Below are 14,356 nucleotides of genomic sequence, written 5' to 3' on the forward strand. Positions count from 1 at the left end.
AGGATCACTCCATTTCCAGCATGATTTTGATGTCCGAGGCATGTCCTGCCGCCGCGCGCTCGAAAGCGGCTACGCTGTCGGAAAACTTGTAGGTTTGGCTTATCAACGGCTGGACGCGCAATTTGCCGCTGCTCAACAGCCGCAGCGTGCGCGGGTACATGTTGGCGTAGCGGAAAATGGTCTTGAAGGTGATTTCCTTGGCCTGCGCGGCGACGATATCCATCGGCGCGGCATCGATCGGCATGCCGACCAGCACGGCGGTCGCCCCGGGCGCCGCATGCTCGGCCAGCGTAGCGATAGCCGGTTTGGCGCCGCTGCATTCAAACACGACATCGGCGCCATTGCCGCTGGTGAGCGCGGCCACTTTCCCCGCCAGGTCGCCGGTTTTGATATTGACGGCGTGCAGCCCCTCATAACTGGCCGCCACGGCGAGTTTTTCGTCAAACAGGTCGCAGATAATGACGTCCGAACAGCCGCCCGCCAGCGCCGCGAGGGCGGTGACCACGCCGATCGGCCCGGCGCCGATCACCAGTGCGATATCGCCGGGTTTGATCCCGGCTTTGGTGGCCGCTTGCATGCCGATGGCTAAGGGTTCCACCATGGCGCCCTCAGCGAAACTGACGTTGTCCGGCAATTTGAACGTGAAGGCGGCGGGGTGGATGACGGTTTCGCGCAGGCAGCCGTGCACCGGTGGCGTCGCCCAGAAGCGAACGGCCGGGTCCAGGTTGTAAATCCCGGCGCGCGTCTGCGCCGAGTTGAGATCGGGAATGCCGGGCTCCATGCAAACGCGATCGCCGACGCTGAGGTGAGTGACGTTTTTACCGGTCGCGAGCACCACGCCGGCGGCTTCATGGCCAAGCACCATCGGGGCGTTAACCACGAACGGGCCAATGCGGCCATGTTGGTAATAGTGCACATCGCTGCCGCAGATGCCCACGGAATGAATTTTTATCTGCACATCATCGGGCCCCAGCGTTTCGGCAAGCTGGACGTCCTCGATAGCGATTTCCCCCGCTTTGGCCAACACTAATGCTTTCATATTGCCTCCTGGTGAATCATTTTTATGGTAACGATATCATTTCAATGCGGCGATAGTGGGCTAAAGCGGGGGGTTAAACTGTGATCGATGTTGGAATTACTCGACGGGAGTTAATTTTGCTGGTGGGTTGTTATTCAATATAGGGATGAAGATCACAAAATCGGCGATGCAATGACGGTTTTAATATCAGCATGCTGATATCGATACCGTTACTTTGCAGGGGAAATGATGAACAAACAACAACGTGCCATAGCCGCTACGCTGGAATACTTGCGTGAGGCGGACATTGTTTTGACTGAGGAAGAACAGCAACGTATTGAAATTGCGACGTTTGGCTTGGCTGACTATCCCGTCTCAGGGCTGCAACTGCTGACCTATGTCAACTCACCTCGGTATTGCGCGAAAGAGCTGGTGCTGTTTCCTGGTCAGACTTGCCCGGAACATTTACATCCTCCCTTTGCCGGCACACCCGGCAAGCAAGAGACGTTCCGTTGCCGTTGGGGAGAGGTGTTTTTGTTTGTCGATGATGAAAACCTGACGCTTAATGATGCCGGCGGCGAACCGGTATGTCGGGTGCCAGAGGGCGCAGAACCTTGGTACACCTGCAATCGCTATATTCTCTTGCGGCCTGGCGAACAATACACCATCGCCCCCAATACCCGGCACTGGTTTCAGGCTGGGAAGCGGGGCGCAGTGGTGTCCGAGTTCTCTTCCGAGAGCCGTGACGAGCTGGATATCTTTACCGATCCCCGGATTAACCGCCTAGCAGGCGTAAACCATTAGCGCCACGATGAAAGTTCTGTCATGATGTTGCCAATGGTACAAAATGATACTTTAAGCTAAGGAGCTGCATTTGGCAGTGGGTCGAGGACGGAAAGCGACGCTGGCTAGCGTGGCCGCACAGGCAAACGTCAGTAAAATCACCGCGTCGCGGGCATTTTCACAGCCGGACAAGGTTCATCCGGAAACGCTGCGCCGCATTCGGGAGACGGCTGCCGAACTCGGCTATGTGGTCAATGCCGCGGCGCGCAACCTGCGGGCGAAAAGCAGCAGAACCATTGGCATCGTCAACCCGGATATGGCCAACCCGTTCTTTGGCGGCCTGACACGCCTGATGACGCTTGAAGCGCAAAAAATGGGGTACGACACCCTGGTGTTCGACTCCTATGAGTCTCAGGAAAGCGAAGACAGAATCATCGACAAACTGATTGGCTACAACGTCGATGCGATCATTCTCTCGGTCATTTCCAACGATCATCTGTACCAGCCTTCCTATCTAAAACGGTTGGAAACATTGAATATCCCGGTGGTGCTGATCGACCGGGAACTGGACAATCGCCACTGCAGCGGCGTGTATATCGATAACCTGGACTGCGGTCTCCAGGCGGGGCGCTGGCTTTTGGAACAGAAAGCGCAGCGGGTGGTGGTGGTGTCCGGACCGGAGAACTCCAACGTTGCACGGGACAGGGTCACAGGGCTGCAGGCGGCGTTGCAAGGGAAAGTGGCGTCGTTTGAAGTGCTGTATGCCGATTTCTTTATGGACGTCGCCTGGCAAGAGACGAGCCGCTGGCTGGCCAATCACCGCGCGCCGGACTTTTTCGTCGGCTGCAATAACCAGATCTCCCTGGGTATCATCAAGGCCTGTATCGAACATCGGCTGCCGTTGATGCAGGACGTGTCGCTGTTCAGCATCGATGAGGTTTCGCATGCCGAGATCTACGGTTTCCATTTCCCTTGCGTGTCGCATGATTTGCAAGAGATCGCCTGGCAAGCCTTGAATCTGGCGATCCGTCGTATTGCCGACCCCGAGATCAAACCGGGCAAGGTGGTGGTGCGAGGAAAACTCGTCGCGTAACGGCGCACCCGTTCTCCTTATCCTTCATTTTTCAGCGTGTTGCGCTGTTTTTGGCTCATCCCGCCCGGCGGGACGGATGAGCAGCCACAAACCGCTTCCTGCCGTCGCCGCGCCTAGCAGCATGGGCCAGGAAAGGGGTTCATTGAACATTAACCCGGCCCAGCAGAAGGTAACGAAGGGACTGAGAAACAGCAGGCTCGTCACGCGCAGCGCAGAAGTGAGCTTTAGACACAACCAGTACAGGCCGTAACCGGCCAGCGTCGCCAGTAGCGCGTTCCAAAGCACGCCGATCGCAAACCCCGTCGTTACCGTGGGCAGCAGCGGGCCTTCATTGCCGGCCAGCGCGGCGAAAGCCAGCGCCGAAGCCGCGCTTTGTATCCCCAGCGAGGCCGGCAAACTCATTGCGTGCGCCCGCGGCAGCCGTTCCTGCCACAGGGTTGCCAGCGCGAGCGAGAGCATCCCCGCCAGCGGCAACAGGTAACTCCACAATGGGGCTTCTCCCCATGAGATGGCGCTGCCGGTCGCCAGCGTTACCCCGCTAACCCCCAAGGTTAAGCCGGACCAAACGCGACCATCGGGCAGACGGCGTTGCAACAGCATGCTCAGCAGCGCGGTGCCGAGAGGGAGCAAATCGGCGATGAGTGCGGCCAACCCGGCCGGCACGCCATATTCGATGCCTTTGCTGACGCCGGCCAGGTAACCGGTCATGGCAAGCAACCCAATCCCGGCGTGAACCGCTATCGTCAGAGGAGATGCACGCCTGATGGCGTTCAGACTAAACGGCAGCAACGCGAGAGCGACGACCACGCAGCGCCAGAACGCCACCAGCAACACCGGCGCGTAATCGGCGGCGAAGCGGATGCCGACGAAACCGGAGCTCCAGGCCACGATCAGCAGAACCTCGGCCGCAGCCAGCCAGAGGGCGGCTTTGCCGCGATGTTTGCCGCAGTGGGACGAGGGGCGAAATGATGGCAGGGACATGATGGTCACCTCCTTTCCGCCCGATGGTAGTGTGTGGCTATAATTTAATAAATCGAATAATTTTCGTTCAGTTGTTTAATGGAGTTAAATCATGCGGCCGACATTGGATATCGATCTCTTGCGCACTTTTCACGCCATTGCACGTTTGGGGCAATTTCGCGCGGCGGCGGCATTTGTCAATCGCAGCCCCGCCGCCGTGAGCGTGCATATCCAGCGCCTGGAACAGGTGGTGGGCGGCCGCCTGCTGGAGCGTGACAATCAGGCCGTGGTGCTGACGCCGCTGGGAAGCAAGCTGCTGGCATCGACGCTCGGGCTGCTGAGCGCCCATGACGATATTCTGCGGGAACTGCAGGGCGCGCCGCTAAGCGGCCATATCAAATTGGGATTGCCTGATGAGTACGCTTCTCATGTGATACGCCATATTTTGCCGCGGTTTGCCGACAGTTTCCCCGCGGTGGAGCTGGAGGTCTCTACCGCTGCCAGTCAGGCGCTGGTGGAACAAATTGGCCGTAATCGGCTGCATCTTGCGCTGGTGGTTCAACCCTCGAAGAGACAGTGTCCGACACCGCTCGCGGTGACAGTACCAGTGTGGGTTGGAGGCCGTTCGCTGGCGCTGCAGGCTAACCGGCCGCTGCCGCTGGCATTGCATGCCGCCGATTGCCCTTATCGTGAGGCTATGATCGATGCATTGACCAGGGCGGGAAGGCATTGGCGAGTGGTTGTGAGCAGCCCTTCGGCCAGCGTGGTGGCGGCTGCCATCGAGGCAGGATTGGCCGTCACGCTGCTTGACCGCGCACGGGTTTCGGCGGCGATGCGGATACTCGACGAATTGCCTTCGGTCGCACCACATGAAGTGCAACTGCTCCGTTCTGCCACGGCCGCCAGCCAACCGGCGGTGGCGATGCTGGAAAGCGTCATCGGTGAGTATTTACGGGGGAGAACATGAATATCGGCCGCGTGGGGAAGACGAATCGAGCATGACGGTGACGGAGAGATGTGGCTAGCGCCGGGAACGCTGTATCGCGGGGCGTTCCCGGTATTCGAGGGCTGGAGATCAGAACACCTGTTTGAACGGCTTCACCGTCACGTCGGCATAGACGCCGGCGGCGATATAGGGATCCTGCTGCGCCCAGGCCTGGGCTTCCGCCAGCGAGGCGAATTCGGCGATCACCGTTGAACCGGTAAAGCCGGCGGCGCCGGGATCGTTGCTGTCGATGGCCGGGTTAGGGCCGGCGACCACCAGGCGGCCGGCGTCGCGCAGCGCCTGCAGGCGCGCCAGGTGTGCCGGGCGCACCGCCAGACGGTTTTCCAGCGAGTTGGGGACGTCTTGCGCGTAGATCAGATAAAGCATGTTTCACCTTTAAAATCATGGCTATAAAACGGTGCTACCAAGGTATCGCAAAAGGCGCGGCAGGGGAACGGTACGCGGCGAATTTCCCCGCGGATTGGCGCTTATGCCTTGAAGCCGCTACTTTTTATTCGTATAGTGCGGCGCGCTTAAACTGATATGCCATTGAGGTGAGGACATGACGGAACTGGTAAGGGAAAAACTCGATTTGCCGGCGGGCAAAAGTAAACTGCTGCTGCACTCTTGCTGCGCGCCCTGTTCCGGCGAAGTGATGGAAGCGATCCAGGCGTCCGGGATCGAGTACGCCATTTTCTTCTATAACCCCAACATTCACCCGCAAAAAGAGTATCTGCTGCGCAAGGAAGAGAACATCCGTTTCGCCGAGCAGCACGGGGTGCCGATTATCGATGCCGATTACGACACCGACAACTGGTTCGCCCGCGCCAAGGGGATGGAGAATGAGCCGGAGCGCGGTATCCGCTGCACCATGTGTTTCGACATGCGTTTCGAGCGCACGGCGCTGTATGCGCATGAGCATGGTTATGACACTATCTCCAGCTCGCTGGGTATCTCGCGCTGGAAGAATATGCAGCAGATCACCGACTGCGGCATCCGGGCGGCGGAAAAGTATCCCGATCTGGTGTACTGGGATTACAACTGGCGCAAGAAGGGCGGTTCGTCGCGCATGATAGAGATCAGCAAGCGCGAACGCTTCTATCAGCAGGAATACTGCGGCTGCGTCTATTCGCTGCGCGACACCAACCTGCACCGTAAGGCGCAAGGGCGACCGCTGATCAAACTGGGCGTGCTTTACTATGGTGATGAAGAATAGCGCTGACTCACCGCAATTAACCCGCTCCGGCGGGTTTTTTACTTTTTGACGCCTGGCCAAACGTTAATGAAGCGTGTCGCCCCGGCGGTAAAAAAGCAACGGCCAGGTTAATATCCTTATGAGTTTGCTGGTTTTAGCCGCGCATACTGACGATTAAAGCGATAGTTTGCCTTTCGTTATTGAATATGATTGCTATTTGCATTTAAACTTGGCGAACCAGAGGAAACAGAATCATTATGCCGCTAAAAAAGATGTTCCTTAATCGCCGTATATCCGTGCCTTTCGTCTTGTCCGTAGGCCTGCACAGCGCCCTGGTGGCGGGATTGCTTTACGCTTCGGTAAACGAAGTAGTGGAGCTGCCGAAGCCAGAGGACGCGCCGATCAGCGTCATGATGGTCAATACCGCCGCGATGGCCGAACCGCCTCCGCCGGCGCCGGCCGAGCCGGAGCCGCCGCAGGTCGAACCTGAGCCGGAGCCAGAACCGGAACCTATTGTGGAGCCGCCGCCGAAGGCGATCGTGAAGCCGGAGCCGGTCAAGCCGAAACCAAAACCTAAGCCGAAGCCAAAGGTCGAAAAACAGGTTAAACCGGAGCCGAAAAAAGTCGAGCCGCGCGAACCGTCGCCGTTCGACAACGATTCGCCGGCCAAGCCGATCGACAAAGCGCCGGTGAAACAGGCGCCTGCCGCGCCAGTGCAGGGGAACTCGCGCGAGGTCGTGCCGAAGGCGTTGGTGCAGTCCAAACCGATGTATCCGCCGCGCGCGCTGGCCTTACAGATTGAAGGCAGTGTTAGGGTCCAGTTTGATGTCGACAGCGATGGTCGCTTGAGTAACGTGCGTATCTTGTCGGCCGAACCGCGCAATATGTTCGAGCGCGAAGTGAAGCAGGCGCTACGCAAATGGCGCTATGAAGCCAAAGAAGCGAAAGATCTCATCGTCAACATTCGCTTCAAGCTGGATGGCTCGACCGAATTGAACTGAGGTAGATCTGGCGACAGATATCAAGCGTGTTGATCGTTTGTCGCTTCATCTGACTACCCTCCTTGACTTCCTCGCCCGATGCCTGGGCGAGGAAGCTATCCAGACCTGATAATTCACGTTGATTGTTTTACGTGAACGTCCTCTTTTTCCTACCGCAATGCCAAATTTATCCTCATAAATATTCGCAATCTGCCGGCAAACTTCACCGTTCTCATAGCAATACTTTTACATGCCTGTTGAAAAACATTCATTTTCATCAGGTTATGAGTTTTTTTGACATGGATACGCAGGTTTTAAATTTATTCCTGTCGTGATTATGCGTCAAATTGGTGTAAAAAATAATCAATGGTAAACATGTGATATGTAATTCAGGTTTACAAGTGAGGGGTGATTTGCTTGAATGCGGAGCGAGATTTGTCACTACGCCCGCTAAGCCGACGACCACTGCATTGTTCGTCGGTGAGCGAGGGAAGGTGCGGTCTCAAACAGCCACTCAGGTCAGTGAAGTCTCCGTTAACCTGTGTGACAGAACGGGGGCTGTCTGACGAGGCTGTCACTGCGAATAACATCAGGATGAAAATATGAGCTGGACGATTGATAAAGTGAAAGTGCTGTTTAATAAGCCTTTGTTGGATTTGCTCTATGATGCGCAAAAGGTGCATCGTCAACATTTTGATCCGCTGGAAATACAAATGAGCACTTTGCTGTCTGTTAAAACAGGAGGGTGCCCAGAGGACTGCAAATATTGTTCGCAAAGCGCAAGGTATAAAACAGGATTGCGGGCAGAAAAGTTGTTGCAGGTAGAAAAAGTCTTACAGTCAGCCCGTACAGCGAAAGAGGCTGGCTCCTCGAGATTTTGCATGGGAGCGGCCTGGAGTAATCCGCACGAACGCGATATGCCTTATTTGGAGGAGATGGTCAGAGGGGTTAAGGCGTTGGGGTTGGAAACCTGCATGACGCTGGGAAAACTGACTGATTCTCAGGTCGAGCGATTGGCTAACGTTGGCTTAGACTACTATAGCCACAATCTGGATACCTCTCCCGAATATTATGGCAGCATCATCACAACCCGCACTTATCAGGATAGATTAACGACGATCGATAAAGTCAGGGCGGCTGGCATCAAGGTCTGCTCCGGTGGAATATTGGGTCTAGGTGAAAGTAACCTAGACCGGATTGGTCTGCTTTTGCAATTGGCAAACCTTTCTAAAGCGCCGGAAAGTGTGCCCATTAACATGCTGGTCAAGGTGGCGGGCACCCCCCTGGAAGACAGTGAGCCGGTGGATGCCTTTGACTATATCCGCGTCATTGCCGTTGCCAGAATCATGATGCCGACCTCCTATGTGCGCATCGCGGCAGGGCGCGAGAAAATGAATGAGCAAATGCAGGCCATGTGTTTTATGGCGGGGGCCAATTCAATTTTCTATGGATGCAAATTGTTAACGGCAACGAATCCCGATGAGGATCAGGATATGAAATTGATACGGAAGTTGGGTCTGAAAACACAAAAAGTGCGCCAATCACTGACAGACGAGGAAGAGGGCGCGTCATTGCTGAAAGACGTAATGACTATGGATGATGAGAACTATTATCAGGTTATTTGATGCGGCATTTAAATATGCCCACGGATAAAGCGGCAAGCCAACAGCAGTATGCTGTTGGCTTCAATCATCTTATTCTTCGAAACCGACGCGGAAATTCATTTTGCCCTCAGGCAGCGCGCGCGAGTTGCCTTCCGCATCGACCGCCACATAGGTGAACACCGCTTCGGTCGCCCGGTAACGCTGGCCGATCGGGGCGGAAGAAACTTTCTTTACCCACACTTCGATATTAATGGTGATCGAGCTGCGCCCGGTGCGGATACAGTGCGCATAGCAGCAAACCACGTCGCCTACCGCCACCGGTTTCAGGAAGGTCATGCCGTCTACGCGTACCGTCACCACGCGCCCTTCGGCGATCTCTTTGGCCTGAATGGCGCCGCCGATATCCATTTGCGACATCAGCCAGCCGCCGAAGATATCACCGTTAGCATTGGTATCAGCCGGCATCGCCAGCGTGCGCAGCACCAGCTCGCCGCTGGGTAAAGGTCGTTGTTGTGTCATAGCAGTCTGCTTTTAAAAGGAGGGAATAACATCATACTGCCCGCGGCAAGCGCCGCAGGCATTAACAATTTTGTAACTATTTTTTCTGTTCTTCCGGCATGTGCCGGTAAATATAGATACCGCTGAGGAGGGTGAAGACCAGCGTCAGTACCGTCAGGCCAAAGACTTTGAAATTGACCCAGACGCTTTGCGGCAGCCAGAAGGCGACATAGATGTTCGCCAGGCCGCAGGCCAGGAAGAAGACCGCCCAGGCCAGGTTGAGGTTACTCCACACTTTGTCCGGCAACGTCAGCTCTTTGCCCAGCATGCGCTGAACCAGCGGTTTTTTGAGCACCCATTGGCTGATCAGCAGCGCCAGCGCGAACAGCGCGTAAATCACCGTGACCTTCCATTTGATAAACAAATCATTATGGAATACCAGCGTCAGGGTGCCGAATACCAGCACCATCAAGAAGGTGATCAACGTCATCTTCTCGACCTTGCGGTATTTCACCCAGGTGAACACCAGCGCCAGTGCGGTGGCGACAATTAACGCGCCGGAGGCGACGTAGATGTCGTACAGCTTATAAAAAGCGAAAAAGACAATTAGCGGGAGGAAATCAAGAAACTGCTTCATAAATCAATCCATCATCTGTTCATCGGCCGACTATACCGGATTCGGCGAGCTCTGTGTACCGCCGGGCGTTGCCGATTATCGGCGTTTGGTCGGCGGATTTCTGCCGCGAAAGCAGGAATTTGCATAAACTTACGCAAGAAAGCGCCGGCACATTGCCAGCGCGGGCCGCAGGTCGCATAGTAAGTGTCATAATAACCAGATAATTTACCGCGGAAAACAAGCATGCAGTGGAAATCTCTCCAGGCCCTGACGCCTGGTTTGACGCATTTATTGGGCTATCAACGCAGTTGGCTCAAGCCGGATATTCGCGCCGGCCTTTCCGTCGCCGCCGTCGCCCTACCGGTGGCCATCGCCTACGCCGAACTGGCCGGGGTTAGCCCGGTGGTGGGGCTCTATTCCTGTATCTTGCCGATGATGGCCTACGCGCTGTTCGGCTCGTCGCGCCAGCTGATCGTTGGGCCTGACGCTGCCACCTGCGCGGTGATCGCCGCCGTGGTGACGCCGCTGGCAGCGGGCAATATGGAACGCCATTGGCAGCTGACCATCATGATGACCGCCATGATGGGCGGTTGGTGTCTGCTGGCCAGCCGGTTCAAGCTGGGGGCGCTGGCGGATCTGCTGTCGCGACCGATCCTCAGCGGGCTGCTGAACGGAGTGGCGATCACCATTATTGTCGATCAGATCGGCAAGGTGTTGGGGTTTACGATGCGCCCGGCACAGCTGATCGAGCGCATCTACGCGCTGCCCGGTAACCTGCTGCACAGCGACTGGCTGACGATGGCGGTGTCGTTGCTGACGCTGGTGACGCTGCTCGGATTTAAAAAATGGCGGCCTAACTGGCCGGCGCCGCTGTTCGCTATCGTGCTGGCGGCGTTCGTGACCTGGGCGGGCGGCCTGCAGCAGCATGGCGTGGTGACGGTGGGCGGTTTCAGCGGCGTGCTGCCGATCGTCCAGTGGCCGGACTTCCAGCCCGGTTTGCTGCGCGACATGGTGATCCCGGCGCTTAACCTGGCGGTGGTGAGTTTTGTCAGCATGATGCTCACCGCCCGCAGCTTCGCCGCCAAAAACGGTTATGAGGTGAACGCCGACGCCGAGTTTCGCGCGCTGGGGCTGGTGAATATCGTCTCTGCGCTGTCGCAAGGTTTCGCCATCAGCGGCGCGGATTCGCGCACCGCGGTGAATGATGCCAACGGCGGCAAGAGCCAACTGGTGTCGATCATCGCCGCCGCGGTCATTGCCTTTGTCTTGCTGTTCCTGATGGCGCCGCTGCAGTTTATTCCGGTGGCCGGGTTGGGCGCGGTGCTGATGTATGCGGCCTGGTCGCTGCTGGACATCCGCGGCATCTGGATCTTGCGCCGTCGCAACGCGCAGGCGTTCCGCCTGGCGCTGTTTACCTTCCTCAGCGTGCTGCTGGTGGGAGTGATCAGCGGCATTGGGCTGGCGGTGTTGCTGGGGCTGATGCAGTTTCTGCGCACCGTCTTCCGGCCGACGGAACAGCTGCTGGGCGTCAACGACGAAGGCATGATCCATTCCATGGGCAATAACAATGGGGTGAAGGCGGTGCCTGGCGTCATGATGTATCGCTTCAATTCGCCGCTGACCTATTTCAACGTGGCGTATTTCAAACGCCGTATTCTCAATTTGGTCGACGGCACGCCGTTCCAGCCACGTTGGGTGGTGGTGGATGCGGTGGCCAGTTTCACCCACGCCGATATCAGCGTGCTGGCGGCCATCGACGAACTGAAACGCGATCTGTTACAGCGTAACGTTAAGTTGGTGCTGGCGGGGCGCCGTACCGAGCTGACGCGTTGGTTCCGCATCAACCGCTTAGGGCGCGACAAAGAGCTGATTTTGGTGCCGGACCTGTATCTGGCCCTGAAACTGATTCAGAGTAAGGAGCAGGCGGAAGCCGCCGTGGTGGGGTAAACAAAAAAAGGGGCGCGCCGAAGCGTGCCCCTTGGTTTTTGCTTGCGCCGGCGTTAGCCGCGCAGCAGCATGTACAGACGGAACAGGTAGATCAGCAGCAGAGCAGACACCAGGTTGCTCAACGCGGTCAGTACCACGCTGGCGACGTTCGGCGTCAGTACCGACAGATGGCTCACCAAAAACAGCACCAGCAGCTTGGCCGCCAGCCACAGCATCATCGCCGGCACCAGCACGCGCGCATTGGCGAAGGCTAATTTGCTGCTCAGCTTGAGCGAAGCGAAGACGCCTTTTTTGTCGACGGAGGCGATCACCGGCGCCAGTGCGAAGGCGATAGCCATCAGCACGCCCGGCACCACAAACAGCGTCAGGCCAAGTTGGATCAGCAGGGTGCAGATAAACAGCAGCAACAACAGGCGCGGCAGATCGGGCGCCGAAGCGCCGAGCGCGCGCAGGGCGCTGGTGCGTTGCCCTTGCGACACCAGACGGATCAGCGTCAGCATCCCGCCGACCAGCAGCACGTTGCCGACCAGCGCGGAGAAGGTGGCGGCCGCCGACACTTTCAGCAACACCATCTGCTGTTCCGGCGTCATCTGCTGGATCACTTCCTGAATGCCCATGCCGGTAGAGGAAGCGAAATCGCTGGTGGTGGCAGCGAGCGTCGCCAACTGTTCGGCATCGGGGCTGAAGGCCTGATTCAGCAGCACGGAGATAAACGCCGTCAACAGCGCCAGCATCAGGATGCTGGCCAGTTGGTTGCGTAAAAAGTTAAAACTGTCACGGTACAAAGCGTTGGCCGTGATAGGCATGCAGACTCCTTGGCGTCGGGAAAACAGAGATAAATCAGTGGGTGATTGTACCCTGTTCCACGCCGCTGTGGCACCCCGCGAATTGCACTACGCCTATTTCTTCAACGATCGTCGTCTCAGGCAGCGATAGCGGCAAGGGCACCGGCAAGGGGGGCAGGCCGTAGCGTTCCCGGGCGCGATCGCAGGCTTCGTTACGCAGGCCGTTTTCACCGGACTGATCGAACTCTCTGCACGGGCTGGGTCGATTGAGGTAGATCGAGCAGGACACGGCTTTGCCGATCTCGCCGTCCAGCGCGGTGCAGCGGGGGGACTTGCTGTTGGTCCCCTGCATGCAGCGCAGGAACGGGCTCAAAGGCTCCGTCAGGGAAAGGGGGACGGTGCCGCCGCCGTCTTCGGCTTCGGCCCAATAGAATGACACTCGAAAATAACCGCAGCATGCGCCGCAGCTGACACAGGGATTAAGGATTTCGCTCATCTTGATTGCCCGCCGACTCCTCACGGCACCAACCAAAACCAACACGGAAAATGAAATTACCTCAGCCGCATTTTTCTCCGCAACTGAAATTTGAACATGTAGATAATTTGCAACAAAATCGTTTTTTTGATGCAGATCAATCCTTGATTTATTAGACGGTTAGGTAACCTTGTTTTTAGTGGGATTTTAAATTTTTACACATAAGATGTGATCTCGATGGGATCACAAATACCCGAAAGTAGGTATATTCCCCCTCGAGCGATTAACCACACAAATGGAATGGATAATGAAAAAGACAACTCTGATGGTATTGGCGACGATGATGGCGCCTATGTTGGCAAGTGCGCATCAGGCCGGTGATTTCCTGTTCCGCGCGGGAACCGCGACCGTGCGTCCAAATGCGGGTTCAGACAACGTACTGGGGTTGGGCTCGCTGGATGCGAAAAACAACACCCAGCTCGGTCTGACCTTCGGTTACATGGTGACGGACAACATCGGCGTTGAGTTGTTGGCCGCAACGCCATTCCGCCACAAGGTGACGCTGGGCGGTACCGATCTGGCGACCGTTCACCAACTGCCGCCTACGCTGATGGCGCAATACTACTTCGGCGACAAGCAGGACAAACTGCGTCCTTACCTGGGCGTCGGCGTTAACTACACCACTTTCTTCGACGAGAAGTTCAACGACTACGGCAAAAGCGCCGGGTTGAGCGACCTCGATCTGAAAGATTCCTGGGGCGTGGCGGCGCAGGCCGGCCTGGATTACAACCTGGATGAGCACTGGATGCTGAACATGTCGGTGTGGTGGATGAACATCGAAACCAAAACTCGCTTCAACGATGCGAATGGTGGGCACCATAGCTTCGATACGCGTCTGGATCCGTGGGTGTTCATGTTCGGGGCGGGTTACCGCTTCTGATGAAGGCTTCAAGCAGGGAGGCGTTGCGCCTCCCTGTGTCAGTATTATTTAATCTGCATCACGTTTTCAACAGATTTCACGCCGGCTACGCCGCGTGTGACCTGCACCGCACGGTTGGCGTCATCGCTGGACGTCACGAAGCCGCTCAGCTGTACGCGCCCTTTAAAGGTTTCCACGCTAATCTCGCGTGACTTGATGTTTTTATCCGCCAGCAACGCCGATTTCACTTTGGTGGTGACCACGGTGTCATCGATATAACCGCCTGTTCCCTCTGATTTTGCCGTCGGCGCGCAAGCGCTCACCGCGACCGCCACAACGGCTGCCATGCACAAGGCCGAAAGGGTTTTAAACAGCTTCATAAATTACTCTCCATGCAATGTTATGGTTGAAATTCGCTACGGTTTTTCGCCGCAGCGAGCGCATTCCCCAAATCAAACGAAGAAATGCATAGCGAACAAAGTTCATTGTGAGACAAGA

16 protein-coding genes are annotated in these 14,356 nt (G+C 56.7%); 8 read left to right on the plus strand and 8 right to left on the minus strand.

Annotated elements, in window-relative coordinates; genetic code table 11:
* Positions 1-4 precede the first annotated feature (4 nt).
* Positions 5-1,039: an NAD(P)-dependent alcohol dehydrogenase gene (locus RE418_RS17355; protein WP_043142480.1), complete on the minus strand. Its 1,035-nt coding sequence runs from the start codon at positions 1,037-1,039 to the stop codon at positions 5-7.
* Between the two features lie 228 nt (positions 1,040-1,267).
* Between RE418_RS17355 and RE418_RS17360 the strand changes: the two genes are divergently transcribed.
* A complete protein-coding gene (locus RE418_RS17360) occupies positions 1,268-1,822 on the plus strand; it encodes a D-lyxose/D-mannose family sugar isomerase (protein ID WP_025303061.1) in 555 nt (184 codons plus the stop codon).
* A gap of 70 nt (positions 1,823-1,892) precedes the next feature.
* Positions 1,893-2,894 (plus strand): LacI family DNA-binding transcriptional regulator, encoded by a 1,002-nt coding sequence (locus tag RE418_RS17365; RefSeq protein WP_025303060.1) that lies wholly within the window; start codon positions 1,893-1,895, stop codon positions 2,892-2,894.
* 24 nt (positions 2,895-2,918) lie between these two features.
* On the opposite strand, the gene RE418_RS17370 is transcribed toward RE418_RS17365, so the two are convergent.
* The gene (locus RE418_RS17370) at positions 2,919-3,875 is read right to left on the minus strand and encodes a DMT family transporter (RefSeq protein ID WP_151428584.1); all 957 of its coding nucleotides are present in this window, start codon (positions 3,873-3,875) and stop codon (positions 2,919-2,921) included.
* Between the two features lie 91 nt (positions 3,876-3,966).
* Here RE418_RS17370 and RE418_RS17375 point away from each other — a divergent pair, with 91 nt between their 5' ends.
* Positions 3,967-4,821: a LysR substrate-binding domain-containing protein gene (locus tag RE418_RS17375; RefSeq protein ID WP_261456413.1), complete on the plus strand. Its 855-nt coding sequence runs from the start codon at positions 3,967-3,969 to the stop codon at positions 4,819-4,821.
* Between the two features lie 108 nt (positions 4,822-4,929).
* On the opposite strand, the gene RE418_RS17380 is transcribed toward RE418_RS17375, so the two are convergent.
* Positions 4,930-5,226 (minus strand): YciI family protein, encoded by a 297-nt coding sequence (locus RE418_RS17380; RefSeq protein WP_004932096.1) that lies wholly within the window; start codon positions 5,224-5,226, stop codon positions 4,930-4,932.
* Positions 5,227-5,401: 175 nt separating this feature from the next.
* On the opposite strand from RE418_RS17380, the gene RE418_RS17385 reads away from it, so the two are divergent.
* The 3 genes from RE418_RS17385 to bioB all read left to right on the plus strand — a co-directional run bounded on the left by RE418_RS17385 (position 5,402) and on the right by bioB (position 8,639).
* A complete protein-coding gene (locus tag RE418_RS17385) occupies positions 5,402-6,055 on the plus strand; it encodes an epoxyqueuosine reductase QueH (RefSeq protein ID WP_025303057.1) in 654 nt (217 codons plus the stop codon).
* Positions 6,056-6,291: 236 nt separating this feature from the next.
* The gene (gene tonB, locus RE418_RS17390; protein WP_049295747.1) at positions 6,292-7,035 is read left to right on the plus strand and encodes a TonB system transport protein TonB; all 744 of its coding nucleotides are present in this window, start codon (positions 6,292-6,294) and stop codon (positions 7,033-7,035) included.
* 581 nt (positions 7,036-7,616) lie between these two features.
* Entirely contained in the window at positions 7,617-8,639 is a 1,023-nt protein-coding gene (gene bioB, locus RE418_RS17395; RefSeq protein WP_117286753.1) for a biotin synthase BioB, read from the plus strand.
* A gap of 69 nt (positions 8,640-8,708) precedes the next feature.
* Here bioB and yciA read toward each other — a convergent pair whose 3' ends face one another.
* Positions 8,709-9,137, minus strand: a complete 429-nt coding sequence (gene yciA / locus RE418_RS17400) for an acyl-CoA thioester hydrolase YciA (RefSeq protein ID WP_004932085.1) — start codon at positions 9,135-9,137, stop codon at positions 8,709-8,711.
* Positions 9,138-9,213: 76 nt separating this feature from the next.
* The gene (locus RE418_RS17405) at positions 9,214-9,753 is read right to left on the minus strand and encodes a septation protein A (RefSeq protein WP_004932082.1); all 540 of its coding nucleotides are present in this window, start codon (positions 9,751-9,753) and stop codon (positions 9,214-9,216) included.
* A 222-nt stretch (positions 9,754-9,975) separates the two neighbouring features.
* Here RE418_RS17405 and RE418_RS17410 point away from each other — a divergent pair, with 222 nt between their 5' ends.
* Positions 9,976-11,679 (plus strand): SulP family inorganic anion transporter, encoded by a 1,704-nt coding sequence (locus RE418_RS17410; protein WP_399675353.1) that lies wholly within the window; start codon positions 9,976-9,978, stop codon positions 11,677-11,679.
* 53 nt (positions 11,680-11,732) lie between these two features.
* Here the strand turns inward: RE418_RS17410 and RE418_RS17415 are convergent, their stop codons facing one another.
* Positions 11,733-12,485, minus strand: a complete 753-nt coding sequence (locus RE418_RS17415) for a YciC family protein (protein ID WP_016927513.1) — start codon at positions 12,483-12,485, stop codon at positions 11,733-11,735.
* Between the two features lie 34 nt (positions 12,486-12,519).
* On the minus strand, positions 12,520-12,960 hold the full coding sequence (locus RE418_RS17420; RefSeq protein ID WP_025303054.1) for a YkgJ family cysteine cluster protein: 441 nt from the start codon (positions 12,958-12,960) through the stop codon (positions 12,520-12,522).
* A 286-nt stretch (positions 12,961-13,246) separates the two neighbouring features.
* On the opposite strand from RE418_RS17420, the gene ompW reads away from it, so the two are divergent.
* Entirely contained in the window at positions 13,247-13,879 is a 633-nt protein-coding gene (gene ompW / locus RE418_RS17425; protein ID WP_016927514.1) for an outer membrane protein OmpW, read from the plus strand.
* 44 nt (positions 13,880-13,923) lie between these two features.
* Here the strand turns inward: ompW and RE418_RS17430 are convergent, their stop codons facing one another.
* Positions 13,924-14,238, minus strand: coding sequence for a BON domain-containing protein (locus RE418_RS17430; RefSeq protein WP_025303053.1), 315 nt, complete (start codon positions 14,236-14,238; stop codon positions 13,924-13,926).
* Between the last annotated feature and the right edge of the window lie 118 nt (positions 14,239-14,356).

It is taken from the genome of Serratia sp. szju, assembly GCF_044594185.1.
Lineage (GTDB): Bacteria > Pseudomonadota > Gammaproteobacteria > Enterobacterales > Enterobacteriaceae > Serratia > Serratia bockelmannii.